This is a genomic window from Sphaerisporangium fuscum, from assembly GCF_018531465.1.
Taxonomy (GTDB): Bacteria; Actinomycetota; Actinomycetes; order Streptosporangiales; family Streptosporangiaceae; genus Sphaerisporangium; species Sphaerisporangium fuscum.
Genome location: NZ_JAHDTF010000017.1, coordinates 53,559 through 70,551 on the forward strand (window position 1 = coordinate 53,559; position 16,993 = coordinate 70,551).

The 16,993-nt window shown below is 69.4% G+C and carries 18 protein-coding genes; 9 read left to right on the forward strand and 9 right to left on the reverse strand.

The features are described 5' to 3' along the window. Window positions 1-3 precede the first annotated feature (3 nt). From sdhC to KIK05_RS21640, 5 genes are all read right to left on the reverse strand, one after another. On the reverse strand, window positions 4-819 hold the full coding sequence (sdhC, locus tag KIK05_RS21620) for a succinate dehydrogenase subunit SdhC (RefSeq protein WP_214412598.1): 816 nt from the start codon (window positions 817-819) through the stop codon (window positions 4-6). Between the two features lie 218 nt (window positions 820-1,037). Next, window positions 1,038-1,493, reverse strand: coding sequence for a response regulator (locus KIK05_RS21625; RefSeq protein ID WP_214412599.1), 456 nt, complete (start codon window positions 1,491-1,493; stop codon window positions 1,038-1,040). After that, window positions 1,486-3,063 (reverse strand): sensor histidine kinase, encoded by a 1,578-nt coding sequence (locus KIK05_RS21630; RefSeq protein ID WP_214412600.1) that lies wholly within the window; start codon window positions 3,061-3,063, stop codon window positions 1,486-1,488. Before KIK05_RS21630 ends, KIK05_RS21625 begins: the two co-directional genes overlap by 8 nt. 22 nt (window positions 3,064-3,085) lie before the next feature. Further along, window positions 3,086-4,282 carry a PP2C family protein-serine/threonine phosphatase gene (locus tag KIK05_RS21635; protein ID WP_308250051.1) on the reverse strand — a complete coding sequence of 399 codons (1,197 nt, stop codon included), beginning with the start codon at window positions 4,280-4,282 and terminating at the stop codon, window positions 3,086-3,088. Window positions 4,283-4,427: 145 nt separating this feature from the next. After that, window positions 4,428-5,366, reverse strand: coding sequence for a LysR family transcriptional regulator (locus tag KIK05_RS21640; RefSeq protein WP_214412601.1), 939 nt, complete (start codon window positions 5,364-5,366; stop codon window positions 4,428-4,430). 185 nt (window positions 5,367-5,551) lie between these two features. Here KIK05_RS21640 and KIK05_RS21645 point away from each other — a divergent pair, with 185 nt between their 5' ends. The 4 genes from KIK05_RS21645 to KIK05_RS21660 all read left to right on the forward strand — a co-directional run bounded on the left by KIK05_RS21645 (window position 5,552) and on the right by KIK05_RS21660 (window position 9,677). Then, on the forward strand, window positions 5,552-6,322 hold the full coding sequence (locus tag KIK05_RS21645) for a succinate dehydrogenase cytochrome b subunit (RefSeq protein ID WP_214412602.1): 771 nt from the start codon (window positions 5,552-5,554) through the stop codon (window positions 6,320-6,322). Continuing rightward, entirely contained in the window at window positions 6,319-8,244 is a 1,926-nt protein-coding gene (locus KIK05_RS21650; RefSeq protein WP_214412603.1) for a fumarate reductase/succinate dehydrogenase flavoprotein subunit, read from the forward strand. The genes KIK05_RS21645 and KIK05_RS21650 overlap by 4 nt, the downstream gene beginning before the upstream one ends. Beyond that, window positions 8,241-8,978 carry a succinate dehydrogenase/fumarate reductase iron-sulfur subunit gene (locus tag KIK05_RS21655; RefSeq protein WP_214412604.1) on the forward strand — a complete coding sequence of 246 codons (738 nt, stop codon included), beginning with the start codon at window positions 8,241-8,243 and terminating at the stop codon, window positions 8,976-8,978. Before KIK05_RS21650 ends, KIK05_RS21655 begins: the two co-directional genes overlap by 4 nt. A gap of 195 nt (window positions 8,979-9,173) precedes the next feature. Continuing rightward, a complete protein-coding gene (locus KIK05_RS21660; protein WP_214412605.1) occupies window positions 9,174-9,677 on the forward strand; it encodes a GNAT family N-acetyltransferase in 504 nt (167 codons plus the stop codon). A gap of 139 nt (window positions 9,678-9,816) precedes the next feature. Here KIK05_RS21660 and KIK05_RS21665 read toward each other — a convergent pair whose 3' ends face one another. After that, window positions 9,817-10,056 (reverse strand): DUF397 domain-containing protein, encoded by a 240-nt coding sequence (locus KIK05_RS21665; RefSeq protein WP_214412606.1) that lies wholly within the window; start codon window positions 10,054-10,056, stop codon window positions 9,817-9,819. Beyond that, window positions 10,053-10,913: a helix-turn-helix domain-containing protein gene (locus tag KIK05_RS21670; RefSeq protein ID WP_214412607.1), complete on the reverse strand. Its 861-nt coding sequence runs from the start codon at window positions 10,911-10,913 to the stop codon at window positions 10,053-10,055. Before KIK05_RS21670 ends, KIK05_RS21665 begins: the two co-directional genes overlap by 4 nt. 14 nt (window positions 10,914-10,927) lie before the next feature. Here KIK05_RS21670 and KIK05_RS21675 point away from each other — a divergent pair, with 14 nt between their 5' ends. From KIK05_RS21675 to KIK05_RS21685, 3 genes are all read left to right on the forward strand, one after another. Further along, window positions 10,928-11,386: an ATP-binding protein gene (locus KIK05_RS21675; RefSeq protein WP_372455604.1), complete on the forward strand. Its 459-nt coding sequence runs from the start codon at window positions 10,928-10,930 to the stop codon at window positions 11,384-11,386. A gap of 129 nt (window positions 11,387-11,515) precedes the next feature. Further along, window positions 11,516-12,115: a dihydrofolate reductase family protein gene (locus KIK05_RS21680; RefSeq protein WP_214412609.1), complete on the forward strand. Its 600-nt coding sequence runs from the start codon at window positions 11,516-11,518 to the stop codon at window positions 12,113-12,115. Window positions 12,116-12,604: 489 nt separating this feature from the next. Further along, on the forward strand, window positions 12,605-13,522 hold the full coding sequence (locus KIK05_RS21685) for a pyridoxamine 5'-phosphate oxidase family protein (RefSeq protein WP_214412610.1): 918 nt from the start codon (window positions 12,605-12,607) through the stop codon (window positions 13,520-13,522). Window positions 13,523-13,538: 16 nt separating this feature from the next. Here KIK05_RS21685 and KIK05_RS21690 read toward each other — a convergent pair whose 3' ends face one another. Then, window positions 13,539-13,997, reverse strand: a complete 459-nt coding sequence (locus tag KIK05_RS21690) for a MarR family winged helix-turn-helix transcriptional regulator (RefSeq protein WP_308250052.1) — start codon at window positions 13,995-13,997, stop codon at window positions 13,539-13,541. A gap of 141 nt (window positions 13,998-14,138) precedes the next feature. Here KIK05_RS21690 and KIK05_RS21695 point away from each other — a divergent pair, with 141 nt between their 5' ends. Together KIK05_RS21695 and KIK05_RS21700 are read left to right on the forward strand one after the other, a co-directional pair. After that, window positions 14,139-15,653 (forward strand): MFS transporter, encoded by a 1,515-nt coding sequence (locus KIK05_RS21695; RefSeq protein WP_214412611.1) that lies wholly within the window; start codon window positions 14,139-14,141, stop codon window positions 15,651-15,653. Window positions 15,654-15,681: 28 nt separating this feature from the next. Further along, a complete protein-coding gene (locus KIK05_RS21700; RefSeq protein ID WP_214412612.1) occupies window positions 15,682-16,506 on the forward strand; it encodes an alpha/beta fold hydrolase in 825 nt (274 codons plus the stop codon). Here KIK05_RS21700 and KIK05_RS21705 read toward each other — a convergent pair. Further along, complete coding sequence (locus tag KIK05_RS21705; protein ID WP_214412613.1) at window positions 16,503-16,991, reverse strand: pyridoxamine 5'-phosphate oxidase family protein; 489 nt, start codon at window positions 16,989-16,991, stop codon at window positions 16,503-16,505. The genes KIK05_RS21700 and KIK05_RS21705 overlap by 4 nt on opposite strands. Window positions 16,992-16,993: the final 2 nt, after the last annotated feature.

Here is a 16,993-nt window from a genome sequence, read left to right on the forward strand (position 1 = left end):
TCCTTAAGCGAACGGGAAGTTGATGATGCCCTTGGCGACGAGCCGCACGTACAGGTCGGCCAGCATCACGGAGTACATGGAGAGCCAGGCCAGCAGCATGTGCCGGGAGTTGAGCCGCGAGACGAAGGTCCACATCTTGTAGCGCACGGGGTGCTTGGAGAAGTGGTTGAGCCGTCCGGCGGTGATGTGGCGGCAGGAGTGGCAGCTCAGCGTGTACGACCAGATCAGCACCACGTTGATCCAGAGGATCACGGTGCCGAGGCCGACGTGGCCCCAGTTGCCGTGGGCGTCGCGCAGCGCCAGTACCGCGTCCCAGGTGAGCACCAGGGCGATCAGCACGGCGCCGTAGAAGAAGTAGCGGTGGATGTTCTGCAGGATCAGCGGGAGGCGGGTCTCACCGGTGTACTTCTTGTGCGGCTCGGCCACCGCGCAGGCCGGCGGCGAGAGCCAGAACGCGCGGTAGTACCCCTTGCGGTAGTAGTAACAGGTGAGCCGGAAACCGGCCGGCAGGCCCAGGATCAGGAAGCCGGGCGGCAGCGGCCACCAGTCGCCGACGATCGTCAGCCCGAGGAAGCGCGCCCCTTCGGGACACGCCGGGGTCAGGCAGGGCGACGAGAAGGGGGCGATGTAAGGTTCGACGAAGTAACTCTTGTCGAAGACCGCCCAAAGTCCGTAGACGAGAAACGACGCGAGCGCCGCGAATGTGATGGCCGGGGCCAACCACCATCGGTCCGTTCGCAGGGTGCGCGCCTTGATCTGGGCCCGCTGCTTTCTCTGCGACGGCTCGCTGGCCGGCCGGCCGGCCGTTGTCTGGGTCATCGGAGAACTCTCCACCTCCCGCGGACCCCTTCCGCGTCAGGCGTGCGGGGTCCGGGCTTCTCACGTTCGACTGGGTGCCGCGCGCGTCAGGTCGCGCCGATCACACAAGCCGCGCGCGTGCCTCGGTGGGGGTCTACGTTACGACGGCTGGAGAGCTATGTGTGAGGAGGGTCACTCACTTTTTCGACTGACCTGGTGTGATTCCCGTCACGTCGCTGTCAGCTTTCCGAGAGCTGACCATTCCTTGGGAGTTTCACGACTGTCACGAAGAAGTCGTCGATCTGGCGCACGACCCGGATGAACTGGTCGAAGTCAACCGGCTTCGATACGTAGGCGTTGGCGTGGAGGCTGTAGCTGCGCAGGATGTCCTCCTCGGCCTCGGAGGTCGTGAGCACCACCACCGGGATGCTGCGCAGGTCGGGGTCGGCCTTGATGTCCTCCAGGACCTCGCGGCCGTCCTTGCGGGGGAGGTTGAGGTCGAGCAGGATCAGGCCGGGGCGCGGCACCCCGGCGTACTCGCCCTCGCGGCGCAGGAACGCCAGGGCCTGCTCGCCGTCGCTGACGACGTGCAGCTTGTTGTGGACCTTGTTGTGCTCGAAGGCCTCCCGCGTCAGCAGGACGTCCCCCGGGTCGTCCTCCACGAGGAGGACGTCGATGAAGCGGTAGTCATCCATGGTTGTCTCCAGGGATCGCGGGCAGGGTCCAGCGGAACGTGGTGCCCGGCCTCTCGGGATCGGGGTCGTCCAGCCAGATCTTCCCGCCGTGGTACTCGACGATCTTCCTGCACAGCGCCAGCCCGATGCCCGTGCCGGGGTAGACGTCGCGCGGGTGCAGCCGCTGGAAGATCAGGAAGATCCGATCAGCGTACTTGGTGTCGACGCCTATCCCGTTGTCGGCACAGGCGAACTCCCACATGTCGTCCTGCCGGGTCGCGGTGATCTCGACCCGAGGGGGATCCTGGGAGCGGAACTTCAGGGCGTTCCCGATGAGGTTCTGGAACAGCTGGGTGAGCAGCACCCGGTTGCCGAAGACCGGCGGCAGGTCCTGGTAGGAGACGGTGGCGCCGGTGTCCTCGATCTGCGCCGAGAGGTTCCCGGTCGCGGCGTCCACGACCTTCTGCATGTCGGTCTCGGCCTTCTCGCCGCCCACGCGGCCCACCCGTGACAGGTCGAGCAGGTCGCTGACGAGCAACTGCATGCGCTTGGCACCGTCGACGGCGAAGGCGATGTACTGCTTGCCGCGGTCGTCGAGCTTGTCGCCGTACCTCTGCTCCAGCATCTGGGAGAAGCTCGCGACCTTGCGGAGCGGCTCCTGCAGGTCGTGGCTGGCGACATAGGCGAACTGCTCCAGCTCGGCGTTCGAGCGGCGCAGCTCCAGGGCCTGGTCGGAGAGCATCCGCTGGGCTTCGGCGGTGCGGCGCCACTCCCGTACGATGCGCCGGCGCATGGCGTCGACGTTGCCGGACAGCTCCGAGAGCTCGGCGGGACGGTCGACGTGCAGCGTGTGATCGAAGTCGCCGCCCGCCACCTCCCGGACCTGGAGGGTGAGACGCGAGATCGGCCGCAGCACGATGTACCTGACGATGAGCGTCAGCGTCACCGCGGTGGCCACCAGGACCACGGCCATGAGGATCAGCACGATCGTGAACGTCCGCCAGTGCCGGTCCATCTGCTTGCTGCCGAGGTCGTGCAGGCGGGCCAGGTCGTTCTGCAGCGAGGCCAGCTCGTCCTGGACCTTCGTGAAGCGGTCGTTGTTCACCGGGGCGTACGTCGTCGCGGTGCTGGTCTTGAGCGTGGGCACCTTGGCGATGACGACGTCGGCGTAGTCGCGGCGCCAGGCGGCGGAGGCGGACGTCAGGCGGTCGAGGTCGTCCCGCGCCGTCGAGCCGGGGATCATGTCCGCCAGCCGCTCGAGGTGGGCCGCCGCCGTGGCCTCCGCCCGCACACCCTGCCTGTAGTCGGCGAGGTATTGCTCGTCGTTGGTGCGCGCGTAGGTGCGGATGGAGTTCTCCTGGCTCGTCAGCGCGGTGGAGACCTCCAGGGTGCGCAGGACGGCCGGGTCGATCACGTCGACCACGGACTGACGGGCGGCGTTCAGGTTGTTGACCGTCGCCACGGTCAGGCCCCCTACCAGGGCGATGGCGAGCGTGGCCAGCAGCCCGGCGATGAGGAACCAGCGGACCAGCGGGAGCCGTCCGAAGCCTTTGGGTGGCGCGGGCGGGGGCAGCGGGGCGAGATCGGTCACGGCCGGCCTCCGGTCGTCCACTTCACTTGGCCCTCCGGGCGACGAGTACGGCGGCGAGGTCGTCGCTCAGCGCGTCCCGATGCATCTCCTGCACGGATGTGATGATCCGGTCGAGGTCGATCTCGCCGTGCTCGCGGATGAGACGCATGAGGCCTTCGGTGCCGAGCAGGTCGGGCCCGCCGCCGACCGTGGCCTCGATCAGGCCGTCGGTGTAGAGCAGCAGGGCCCAGTCGTCGCCGAGCGGGAGGTCGATCGCCGCCCAGTCGATGTCGCTGAAGATCCCGAGCGGCGGCCCGGACGGCGCGCCGGGCACGGCACCCAGAACCCCCTCGCGCACCCCGCCGCGGACGAACAGCGGCGGCGGGTGCCCGACGACGTGGAGCCGCGCGTGGCTGAGGTCGGCGTCGATCATCACCGTGCACATCGTGGTGAAGATCTCGGGGGACTTGCGCTCGTGGCGCAGCACCCTGTCGAGGGTGGCCAGCAGGTCACCCCCGGTGTGACCGGCGAGCACGAGCGTGCGCCAGGCGATGCGCAGGGCGACGCCGAGAGCGGCCTCGTCGGGGCCGTGGCCGCAGACGTCGCCGATGACGACGTGCAGCGCGCCGTCGGGGGTCTGCACGGTGTCCCAGAAGTCGCCCGCGAGCAGGGCCTGGCGGCGGCCGGGGAGGTAACGGGCCTGGTGGAGGAAGCCGTCGGAGCTGAGGGCCTGCCTCATCAGCGGCACGGGCAGCAGGCCGTGCTCCAGGCGGGCGTTCTCGTGGCTGAGCCGCTGGGCGTCGACCAGCTTGCGCTGGGCGAGGTCGGCGCGCTTGCGTTCGATGGCGTAGCTGATGGCGCGGGCGAGCAGACGCTCGTCGACGTCCTGCTTGACAAGGTAGTCCTGGGCGCCGACCGCGACGGCCTCGACGCCGACGTGGGCGTCGTCGAGGCCGGTCAGCACGAGAACGGCGGTATCGGGCGCCATCGCGATGACCTGATGCAGGGCGTCGAGCCCGGTGGCGTCCGGAAGGGAGAGGTCGACCACGACGCACTGGACCTCGTCGGTCAGCCGTTCGCGGCTCTCGGCGAGGCTGCGGGCCCAAATGATCTTCGGAGGCGTGGCCGTTCCGGCCAGCAGCTCTTCGACCAGAAACGCGTCACCCGCGTCGTCCTCGATGAGGAGGATCGTCTGCATCTCGGTCGGCGCCGCCGGCATGCCGGGCGGGAGCGCGGTCACTGGTGCCTCTTGTGAAGTGATGGTTGACCTTGCCTGTCGCCATGCACGATATAGCGAAAGTCGGCCGGACGCATGGCTCTACAGAATGGATCCTTATAGGTGTGAAGCATGTCAAAGAGGCGCTTGCTGGGGATGGAACGGCTGGTCACGTGGCGGGCAGACGCACCAGTTCGACGCCCTGCGGCAGCGATCCCTCCTCCTCGGCCTCGGTCAGATACGAGAGCAGCGTAGCGCGGAACGCCTGAGCCGCCCGGATGGGCTCGACGTCCTTGCGGTGGGCGAGCGCGATGGTGCGCCGCAGCCCGGGCGGGGCCAGCGGGATGCCCGCCAGCCCCGGCCGTCCATCGAGCACCATCGACGGCACCACCGCCACCCCCAGCCCCACCTCCACGAAGCGGAGCACCGCGTCCATCTCCCCGCCCTCCACCGCGAAGCGCGGCTCGAAGCCCGCCTGCCGGCAGGCGCTCAACGTCGCCTCGCGCAGGTCGTACCCCCGGCGGAACATCACCAGCGACCGCCCGCGCAGGTCGGCGATGCGCACGTACGGCTTGCGGCCCCGGGTCTGCGCCGGGCAGGCGACCACGAGGTTCTCCTTGAGGATCTCCTCGGTCACGAGGGACGGATCGTTGCTCTGCAGGGGCAGGATGATCAGCGCCAGGTCGAGCTGGCCCCGCGCGAGGTCGCGCACCAGGTCGCGGGAGCCGCCCTCCTCGACCAGCAGGTCGATGCCGGGATAGTCGCGGTGGTAGCGCGCCAGCGCCTCGGCCATCAGGCCGGCGCACAGGGAAGGGGTCGCGCCGAGCCGAACCCTGCCGCGGCGCAGGCCCGCGAGCTCGGCCACCTCGCGGCGGGCCGTGTCGGCGTCCGCCAGCATCCGGCGCGCCAGGGGGAGCAGCGCCTCCCCGGCCGGGGTCAGCGTGACGTTGCCGCGCGCCCGGCTGAACAGCGGCGCGCCCAGCTCCGTCTCCAGAGCCTTGATCTGCTTGCTGAGCGACGGCTGGGCGAGCCGCATCCGTTCCGCCGCGTGCGTGAAGTGTGAGGTCTCCGCCACAGCCACGAAGGAAGCGAGTTGCTGTAGCTGCACGTCTCAAAGGGTACGGGGCCGCCGGAAACAGCCCCTCGTGGGGTCGGGTGTGTGAGATTGCTCGCACCGTGGCCCTCGCGAAAGCCGCGAGTCCGCGCCGAGCCATGGGGCATAGCCTCTGGCTATGGGAACGACGCCCATCATGACTTGGACGCTTACGTCACCCTTACCTAACGTCGAAAGCTGTGACATCGACGATTGACCGTGGCAGGGCCACCGCGGTGGTGACGCCGCGAGCCGTGCCCACCAAGACGCCAACGCGCGGCAGACGGCAGGGGTTCCCGAGCCTGTTCCGGTCGTCCAACGGCAAGAAGGCCGTCATGGCGGTCACCGGCGCAGCGCTGGTGATCTTCCTGATCCTTCACATGCTGGGCAACCTGAAGATCTTCCTCGGCGGCGACTCCTTCAACGACTACGCCGAGTGGCTGCGCACCGTCGGCGAGCCCGCGGTGCCCCGCCGCACCGTGCTCACCATCACCGAGATCGTGTTGTTCGCCGCGGTGGTGCTGCACATCTGGTCCGCGGTGTCGCTCGCCCGCCGGGCCGCCCAGGCGCGGCCGGTGAAGTACGCCGCCAAGCGCAAGTCGCAGGCCGGCGGCTACGCCACCCACATCATGCGGTACGGCGGCATCACGATCTTCCTCTTCGTCATCTGGCACCTGCTCGACATGACCTTCGGGGCGGTCAACCCCAAGGGCTACGACGCCACGGCGTTCGACCGCATGGTGGCGGGCTTCCAGCCGTCGCGCTGGTGGGTGACCGCGTTCTACGTCCTCGCCATGGCCATGATCGGCCTCCACCTGCGCCACGGGCTGTGGAGCGCGTTCCAGACCCTCGGCCTCACCAACGGGCGCCGGCGGCACACCCTGCAGGCCGCCGCGGCGGTCTTCTCCGTCGTGCTCGTCATCGGCTTCCTGGCCGCTCCCGTCGCGATCATGATCGGAGCAATCAAGTGAACTACACCGTCGGCGACCCGATCCGCGACACCAAGGCGCCCGAGGGCCCCATCGAGGACCGCTGGGACAAGCGCCGTTTCTCCGCCAAGCTGGTCAATCCGGCAAACAAGCGCAAGCTCACCGTCATCGTCGTCGGCACCGGCCTCGCCGGAGGCTCCGCCGCCGCCACCCTCGGCGAGCTCGGCTACAAGGTCAAGTCGTTCTGCTACCAGGACTCGCCCCGGCGCGCGCACTCCATCGCCGCCCAGGGCGGCATCAACGCGGCCAAGAACTACCGCGGCGACGGCGACTCGATCTACCGGCTGTTCTACGACACCGTCAAGGGCGGCGACTTCCGCGCCCGCGAGTCGAACGTCTACCGGCTCGCCCAGGTCAGCGTGAACATCATCGACCAGGCGGTCGCCCAGGGCGTCCCCTTCGCCCGTGAGTACGGCGGCCTGCTCGACACCCGCTCCTTCGGCGGCGCGCAGGTCTCGCGTACCTTCTACGCCCGTGGCCAGACGGGCCAGCAGCTCCTGCTCGGCGCCTACCAGGCCCTGGAGCGGCAGATCGCGGCCGGCACCGTCGAGATGCACACCCGCCACGAGATGCTCGACCTGGTCGTCAGCGACGGGCGGGCGCGCGGCGTCATCGTCCGCGACCTGGTGAGCGGCGAGATCGAGACGCACCTCGCCGACGCCGTCGTCCTGGCGACCGGCGGGTACGGCAACGTGTTCTTCCTGTCGACCAACGCCAAGGGCTGCAACACCACGGCCATCTGGCGGGCGCACAAGCGCGGGGCGTACTTCGGCAACCCGTGCTACACGCAGATCCACCCGACCTGCATCCCCGTCAGCGGCGACTACCAGTCGAAGCTGACCCTGATGTCGGAGTCGCTGCGCAACGACGGCCGCGTGTGGGTGCCGCTGAAGAAGGGCGACGACCGCGCGCCCGGCGACATCCCCGAGGACGAGCGCGACTACTACCTCGAGCGGATCTACCCGGCGTTCGGCAACCTGGTGCCGCGTGACATCGCCTCCCGCGCCGCCAAGAACGTCTGCGACGAGGGACGCGGCGTCGGCCCCGGCGGGCTCGGCGTCTACCTCGACTTCGCCGACGCCATCGCGCGGCTCGGCAAGGAGGCCGTCGAGAAGAAGTACGGCAACCTCTTCGAGATGTACGAGCGCATCACCGGCGAGGACCCCTACACCCGGCCGATGCGCATCTACCCGGCCGTCCACTACACGATGGGCGGGTTGTGGGTCGACTACGACCTGCAGTCGACCATCCCCGGCCTGTTCGTGATCGGCGAGGCCAACTTCTCCGACCACGGCGCCAACCGCCTCGGCGCGTCCGCGCTGATGCAGGGCCTGGCCGACGGGTACTTCGTGCTGCCGACCACGGTCGGCGACTACCTGGCCGCCGGGCCGTTCGGCGAGGTCGACCAGGCGGACGTCGACGAGGCGATCGGGCAGGTCACCGGCAAGATCGGCCGCCTGCTGTCGGTCAACGGCACCCGCACCGCCGACTCCTACCACCGTGAGCTGGGCAAGCTCATGTGGGACTACTGCGGCATGGAGCGCACCGAGGAGGGCCTGCGCAAGGCCCTGGAGCGCATCCCCGAACTCCGCGAGGAGTTCTGGAACAACGTCAAGGTCCCCGGTGACGAGGAGGGCCTCAACCAGGCCCTGGAGCGGGCCGGCCGCGTCGCCGACTTCTTCGACCTGGCCGAGCTGATGTGCCTGGACGCGCTGCACCGCACCGAGTCGTGCGGCGGCCACTTCCGGGCCGAGTCGCAGACCGAGGACGGCGAGGCGCTGCGCGACGACGACAACTTCGCCTACGTCGCCGCCTGGGAGCACAACCCCGACGGCACGCCGGTGCTGCACAAGGAAGAGCTCGAGTACGAGTACGTCAAGATGACCCAGCGGAGCTACAAGTGAACCTCACCCTGAAGGTCTGGCGGCAGAACGGGCCTTCCGACAGCGGGCGGATGGTGACGTACGAGGTCAAGGACGTCTCGCCCGACATGTCCTTCCTCGAGATGCTCGACGTCCTGAACGAGCGGCTCATCCTGGAGGGCGACGACCCGGTCGCCTTCGACCACGACTGCCGCGAGGGCATCTGCGGCATGTGCGGCATGGTCATCAACGGCGTGGCGCACGGCGAGCAGCGCGCCACCACGACCTGCCAGCTGCACATGCGGCACTTCGAGGACGGCGCCACGATCACCATCGAGCCGTGGCGGGCCGCGCCGTTCCCCGTGGTCAAGGACCTGGTCGTCGACCGCAGCGCCTTCGACCGCATCATCCAGGCCGGCGGCTTCATCTCCGTGCCCGCGGGCTCGGCGCCGGACGCCCACAGCGTCCCGGTGAAGAAGGAGGACGCCGACGACGCGTTCGACGCCGCCACCTGCATCGGCTGCGGCGCCTGCGTCGCGGCCTGCCCGAACGGGTCGGCGTCGCTGTTCACCGCCGCCAAGATCACCCACCTGGGCCTCCTCCCGCAGGGACAGCCCGAGCGGGACGGCCGCGCGGTGGCCATGGTCGAGCAGATGGACGCCGAGGGCTTCGGCGGCTGCACCAACACCGGCGAGTGCACCGCGGTCTGCCCCAAGGGCATCTCCCTGGACGTGATCGCCCGCATGAACCGCGACTACCTGAAGGCCGCGAAGTAACACTCCCGGCCCTGGCGAGAGCCGTACCCCTTGGGGTGCGGCTCTCGCCGTATTCGTCCGGGACTGTTCTTCCCAAAGGGCTCGCGCCCCCTCCTGCTAGTTGTAAGCCATATACCACCCGGCTCCTTGTGGGCCGGGTGGTATATGGCCCGAGTCCTTCGATCCCTTCGCATGCACCGAAATAGGATCCATGGCGTGAAGATCCGTATTGGTGATGTCCGGGATGTGCCGGCCGTACTGAAGATGTTCGACAGTGCCGTGGCGTGGCTGGTCGGGCAGGGGCGTACAGGGCAGTGGGGGAGCGTGCCCTTCTCGCAGCTCCCCGAGCGGATCGAGCTGGTCACCGACCAGGCCTCGTCCGGTGGGATGCGAATCGCCGAGGTAGACGGCCGTCCTGCCGGGTGCCTGGTGGTCGGATCGGCCATGCCGTACGTGCCCCCGGCCGCCGAGCCCGAGTTGTACGTCCGGGTGCTCGTGATCGACCAGGCCTTCGCCGGGAGGGGAGTGGGCTCCGCGCTCCTGCGCCGGGCCAGGGAGGAAGCGGTCGAACAGGGCCTGCCGCTGCTGCGGGTCGACTGCTACGCCGGCGACGACGGCCGCCTGGTCAAGTACTACGAATCCCAGGGCTTCACCCGAACGGACCCCTTCAAGGTCGGCGACTGGCCGGGGCAGCTACTGGAAATGCGCCTCACACCGTAAGGTCCCTCGCTCCGCTCGGGGCTGTGTTTCCCAGGGGGCTCACGCCCCCTTCGACCCCCAGGCGAGGGGCAATCCCCTCGCGCTCCCCGATCTGGCCCTGTTCGATCCCCTACAAGGAACTGGTTCCTCGCTGGGCCGGTCAACGGCCGGAGTCGGCTCGAAAGCTGCCCTGCTTCAGTTCTTGGACGAAGGCACGCCATTGGTCCTTGGTCAGGATCAATTGGGGGCCGTGGGGGTCCTTGGAGTCACGGACAGCGACCGCTGTGCTCAAGAAGGCGGCCTCGACACACGCGCCATTTTGCTGACTGCGCGTGCTCTTACGCCAGACGGCGGCAGGTAAGCCTTGCTCAGGCAATCCGAGCCTCCTCGTGCTTGTCATTCGAGCTCATGCATCACCGCATTGAGCATATCCCGCGTTTCCCGGACACTAAGGGCCTCGGCTCGCAGGTGGTCAAATGCCGTTGCATAATGGCCGACCTCGTCCGACTCCTCTACATAGAGGTTTCCAGCGATCGTCTCCATGTAGACGATGTCCAGGTCGCTCGGCTCGGGGAAATTCAGCAAGGTGAAGGGGCCGATCATGCCAGGATGACCGCCCACCTTGAAGGGGATCACCTGGATGGTCGTCTTCGCCTGCTCGGATGCCTCAAGTAAGCAGCTCAGCTGGGCGCGCAGGACATCAGGTCCGCCGACAGGTCGTCGTAGCACCGCTTCGTCGAGGATCACCCACAGCTGCGGCCGATCCGACTTTCCAAGGATCTTCTGCCGGGTCATCCGGACTTCGACACGGCGTTCGATCTCCTCGGTATCGAGTTCTTGCGGTCCGCTGGCCATCAAGGCGCGTGCGTAGTCCTCCGTCTGCAGGAGACCGTTGACGGCTGCGAGCTCGAAGCTGCGGATCGAGGTGGCCTCCGACTCAAGCCCGATATACACCTGGTACTGGCTAGGGAGAATGTCGCGATAGGCATACCACCATCCGCGTTTGCGTGCGTTCCGAGTAAGTTGCAGAAGACCGTCGCGTTCTCCTTGGTCGGTTACCCCGAACAGATCGAGCAGGGCGCGAACGTCGTTGGGGTGTGGGGTGGTACGCCCGGTCTCGATGCGGAAGACCTTGGTCGGATGCCAGTCAAGGTGCTCGGCGACCTCGGCTTGGGTCAGTTGGGCGCCCTCCCTCAGTCGTTTCAGCTCATTGATCAATTGACGTCCACGCACGCTCGGGCTGTGGGCGGTAGGCATCGTGGCCCTCCTTCTTGGCGTCCGGAGCAGGAAAGCGATATGCAGACCTGCATTCTCCGCGAGCTGTCAGCTGGGACCTGCCCGACGATCTGGCGATGATCGGGAAGGCCCGTCGGCTGGTCGGCGACGTCCTCGGCAACTGGCGTCTGAGCCGGCTGGCCGACGACGTGGTGCTCGTCGTCGGGGAGTTGCTGGCGAACGCGGTCACGTACGGGGAGCCGCCGATCCGGCTGTCGTTGTGGTGCGGGGGCGACAAGCTGTGCGTCAGGGTCACCGACCATGGCCCTGAGCAGCCCCGCCCGCTCAACCTCGCCCTCGAAGCCGTCCACGGGCGCGGTCTGAACATCGTCGCCGCTCTCGCCCACGAGAACGGCGTGACGCGCCCCGCCGAGGGGCCGGGCAAGACAGTGTGGGCGTGCTGGTACCTTCCCGCCAGGGACGCCGGCAGCAGCCGCGTCACCGCCGGTCTCTGAAGCGCCGACACCACTCTGACGATCGGGAGGGGCCGCGTCCTGAAGAAGTTTCCGGCCGGCATGTAGAGAACGGGTGGACGGCTCCGACCTCCTTCTGAAGGCAGCGCCGGAGACGCAGGAGGTAGTCAGATGAGCAAGGTCACGTGTGACATGGCGATGTCCCTCGACGGCTTCGTGGCGGGACCGCACCAGAGTCTGGAGAAGCCGTTCGGCGAGGGTGTGGGCGATCGCCTGCACCGGTGGATGTTCGATGAGCCCGAGCAGCATGCCGAGGTGATCGAGGGCATCACCGCGGCCGGGGCCTTCATCATGGGCCGCAACATGTTCGGTCCCGGCCGCGGCGCCTGGGACCTGGACTGGAACGGGTGGTGGGGCGACGAGCCGCCGTACCACGGGCCGGTCTTCGTCCTCACCCACCATGCACGCGAGCAGTTGACGATGAAGGGCGGCACGACGTTCACCTTCGTCACCGACGGGATCGAGGCGGCGATGGCCGAGGCGCGCGAGGCCGCCGGCGACCGTGACGTCGCCGTCGCCGGGGGTGCCGAGACGGTGAACCAGTACCTTGCGGCAGGGCTCATCGACGAGCTGCGCCTGCACGTCGCGCCCGTGATCCTCGGCAGAGGCGAGCGGCTGCTCGACAACGTCGGAGACATCACCTTGGAACCCCTCGGCACCCCCTCGGGCACCAGCCTCGTCACCCACCTGGCGTACCGGGTGATCCGGTAGGTGTAGGCGTGTCGACCGTTCGGTGGCGTGTGGCTCGTCGAGCTCCGGTGCTCTCTCGTCGTCCTGTTCACCGGTAAAGTCCCGAACGGTCGGATGCTTCGGGAGTCGGAGGCAAGAGCGTTGTCTGTGGTGATCGACAAGGTCGCGTGGGTGCGGCTGGAGGGCGGCAGGATCCTCAGCACCCGATCCCGGGGCAAGGACGCCTACTACATTCCCGGTGGCAAGCGGGAGGCGGGCGGGAGCGACGCCGATACGACGGCACGCTCACGGCCAGCAGCGAGATCGAAGAGGTGGTCTGGCTCGCCTACGCCGATCGTGACAAGGTCTCGCCGGTGGATCAGTTGATCTTCGACGACCTCAAGGCGGCCGGCCGGCTCGCCTGCACGAGGCGACTGTCCCTGCCGGCGCGAGCCTAACTCGGGTGCGACTTCAGCCTGACATTTATCGACATGCCCTACGGGGAGCCGACATCGACTACTGTCGCCGGGTGTGACAGTCCTGGACCCGGAGCTCGCGGCCACGATCGACGCGTACCGGACGTGTGAGTTCGCCACTCTCGGTCGTGACGGCGGGCCGTTGCCCTGGCCCACCGCCGTGCGGCGGCGGGCCGACGGCACCCTGCTGGTGACCACGTCACTGGCGTTCGCGCAGAAGGCTCTCAACGTCCGACGGGACGGGCGGGTGGCGCTGCTCTTCTCCGATCCGACGGGCAGCGGTCTGGACGGCGCGCCGCAGGTGTTCATCGGTGGCACCGCGGTCTGCCCGGAGGAGATCGTCACGAGCGCCGCGGGCCTGGAGGACTACTGGACCATGCTGTTCGAGCGGCAGCCGGACAGCCGGAAGTACGTCGCCCCGCCCGCCCGCTGGCTCATGGACTGGTACTACATGCGGCTGCTCATCACGGTGACCCCGGCACAGGTGATCGTGAGACCGCCGCTGGCGCCGGCCGAGGGAGAAGGCGGGAGTGTCGCCGGGGACGACCTGCCCGGCGCCGCGCTTCTCGCGCGGTTCCCGAGCGCGGTGCTCGGCGCGCGGGATCCGTCGGGGGCTCCGGTGCTGCTACGGACACGGCCGGAGCCGACGGGGGGTGGCTTCGCGGTGGACGTGCCGCCGGACTGCGAGGTCGCCGCCGGTCCGGCCGCCCTGCTGGTGCACCGCCACGATGACCGCCTGGCGAACATGCGCAACGCGCTGGTCCGCGGCGAGCTCCGCCCCGAGGGCGGCCGCTGGGTGCTCGTCCCGGGCAAGGTCGTCGAACCGGCCGGATCGGGCGGCCCGGGCGACGTCGTCCGTACGCTGCGCGATGCCCGCCGGGCCACCAGAAGTTACCTGCGCCGGCGCGGTTTGCCGCGCCCGCGTGTGCGCTGGGACGAGTTCAAGAGGCTCGCCGCGGCGGCCGAGGGCTGATCTCTCCAGCGGGCGCTCACTCGGCCGAGGGGTCGGTGAGCACGGTGATGGCGCGGTCGAGGAGGGTGTGAAGCAGCTCGACCTCCTCCGGCGTGAACGCCCGCACCAGGCGTCGTTCGACGGCGACCGCCTCGGCGTCGGCCTTGCTCAGCAGGTCATGCCCGGTGGGGGTGAGGCGGGTGACCAGCACCTGGGCGTGGTCGGGTGAGGGGGTGCGCTCGATCAGGCCGCGTGACTCCAGCGTCTTCAGCACCGTCGTCATGCTCTGCGGCGTGACGGCGCAGTAGCGGGCCAGCTTGGCGCCGGAGATCCCCGGTGCGAGGGAGAGGGCGTACATCGCGGCGTACTGCGGCACGGTCAGCTCGAATGGCCGTAGGACCTGCGACTTCTTGGCGATCAGCGCCTGCTCGGCCCGTTTGATGCTCATGCCGGGGCGCCAGGCGACCGCCTCCTGGATCCGCTCGTCGGCTCCCACGCGCACCTCCCGCACGGACGACCGTCAGAACTCTGATGCTGCCTCGAACACTACCAGTCCCGGCTTGACGTGACGCGCTCGATCGGTACAGGCTTTGCCTTGCATCAAAGCATTGATGGTCATCAGGAGATGAATCCTCTTATGGGCTCGAAAGGTTCCACCACTCTGTGGGTGGTCAGCGCGGCCATGCTCGTCGTCCCGGTCACCGCCACGGGCACCGCCGAGGCCCTCCCCGCCATCGGGGCGACCCTGCACACCGGGCTGGCGGCCGCGCAGTGGACGGTGAACGCCTTCTTCCTGACCTTCGCGGCGTTCATGGCGAGCACCGGGTCGCTCGCCGACCGCGTCGGACGACGGCGGGTGTTCGCCGGCGGCCTGGCCCTGTTCGGCGCGGCCATGCTGCTCGCCGCGCTGGCCTCCGCCGTCACCGTCCTCGTCGCGGCTCGCGCGCTGGCCGGCGTCGGCGCCGCGGCGGCGGCGACCGGCGGCAGTGCGTTGCTCGCGCAGGCGTTCCCGGCCGGCGCGGCGCGCGACAGGGCGTTCGCGGTGTTCGGCACGACGCTCGGGCTGGGCCTGGCGTTCGGGCCGGTGACGGCGGGACTGCTGGTCACCTCGCTCGGCTGGCGGGCCTTCTTCGGCCTGGCCGCCGTCGCGCTGCTGCCGAGCCTGCTGGCCTCACCGCTGCTCGCCGAATCGCGGCGACCGTCCGGCGGCGCGATGGACTGGGGCGGCGCGGTGACCTTCACCCTGGCCCTGACCGGGTTCACCCTGGGAGTGGTCGAAGGACCGCCGCTCGGCTGGACCCACCCGGCGGTGCTCGGCGGGTTCGCGGCCTGCGCCGTGCTGCTGGCCGCGTTCGGTGTGATCGAACGGCGTCACCCCCACCCGCTGGTGGACCTTTCGCTGCTTAGGCAGGCGCGCTTCATGGCGATCTCCTCGATGCCGGTCCTGCTGGCCTTCGGGTTCGTCGCCCTGACCATCGTGCTGCCGCCGTACCTCATGGCCACCTCCGGCTACACCGCCGGGCAGGCCGGGCTGACGTTGATGCTGCTCACCGGCCCCGCCCTGGTGATGCCGCCGATCATCGGCGCCCTCGCCACGCGGCTGTCGCAGCGCGGCACGCTCGTGACGACCCTGCTGCTGGTCGCCGCCGGTACGGCCCTGCTGGCACTGGTGCCCGGTGGCGCCGGGGCCGCCTCGCGCGCCGTACCGCTGCTGCTGATCGGCACGGGCTTCGGGATCTCGCTGGCCGTCATGGACGGCGCCGCGATCTCCGCCGTCCCGTCCGGGCAGGCCGGGATGGCCGCGGGCCTGTTCAACACCTTCCGCATCACCGGCGAGGTGGTCGCCATCGCGCTGCTGGGCGCGCTGCTGTCGGCGGTGACCCAGGCGCGCCTCGCCGGCCGGTACGGCCCGGACGCCGCCCCGGCCGCGACCTCCGCCCTGGTGCAAGGGGACATGCGGGAAGCATCCGTGCTGCTCGGAGGGCAGGCGCCGCACGCCGTGGACGTCGCGACCGCCGCCTACACCGACGCCCTTCACCTCGCCCTGTGGCTGCTGGCGGCGCTGTCCCTGCTGGGCGCCCTGGTCGTCGCCCGCCTGCTGACCGTACGGCGACCGGCCGCGGCCCGTGCCGAGCAGCCCCTCACCGCCTGAGAAGAAACCCGAAGGAGACCCATCACCCATGCCCACCGTCGACGTACCCGTCACCGCCGGCACCAGCACCGTCAACTATCTGCTCACCGGCACCGGACCGGGCCTGGTCCTCGTGCACGGCACCGGAGCGACCGGCGAGACGAACTGGGGGCCCCTCATCGAGGCCGTCGCCGACCGTTTCACCGTGGTCGCCCCCGACCTGACCGGCTCCGGCGCCACCGTGGCCCCGCCCGGGCCCATCCACGTGGAGGACCTGGTCGCCCAGGTGCTCGGCGCGGCCACCCACGCCGGCCTCGACCGCTTCCACCTTGTCGGCCACTCCCTGGGAGCACTGGTCGCCACCGCCGTGGCCGGGACGAGTCCCGAGCGGGTCCTGTCCCTGGCGGCCCACGCCGGCTGGGCGAAGGCGGATCCGTGGATGGAGTTCCAGTTCGACCTGTGGACGCGGCTGGTGAGCGTCGACCGGGAACTCCTCGCGCGCCTGCTGCAGGTCACCGCCATGGGCGAGGACACCCTGCGCTCCCGGTCGGCCGGCGACTTCGCCGAGGCGGCGGCGGGATTCAGCGCGATGCTGGCCGGCGCCGAGGACGGGTTCCTGCGCCAGACCCGGGCCGACATGACCGCCGACATCACCACCCTGGCCGGGCGGGTCACCACCCCCACCTTGCTCCTCACCAGCGCGGACGACCGCGTCGTCCCGCCGCACCACCAGCAGGAGCTGGCCCGCCTGATCCCGCACGCCGCCCACGTCGTCCTCCCCGGCGGCCACGGCCTGCCGTTCGAGAACCCGGCCCTGTTCACCGGCGCCATCACCGCCCACCTCGACGAGCAGGCGGGTCTGCGGCGCCACTAGGCGGCGTCGGGGGACTTCCAGATCTTGCTGTGCAGGTCCGTGCCCCTGATGACCTGGACGCGCCACGGCGTCAGGCGCAGCACGTGCAGTTCGGGGTCGGTGGGGCCACCGGGCCAGAAGCGGCCGAGATCGTATCCGGCCCCCTTCGGGCTGGTCCTGCGGTAGAGATCCCAGACGTGCCGCCTGACCTCGAGGTCGTCGACCCATTCGGCGACGGTGTCGACGCTGACCGCGTTCTGCCGGGGGCTCCAGTACGAGAACGTCGTGTGCGGATTGCCGGCCAGGTGCGCCGCCTTGACCGGGGTCCTGTAGGTGGCGAGCCAGCCCAGGGGACGGCCCTCGACGATCTCCCACACCGGGATCAGCACCCGGGCGCGCGGCCGTCCCCGCTTGTCGACGGTGGTCATGGTGGCGTAGACGATGTCGCCGATGTAGGCGTCGAACTGGTCCTGGACGGCGGTGAATTCGCTGACGTGTACGGACATGG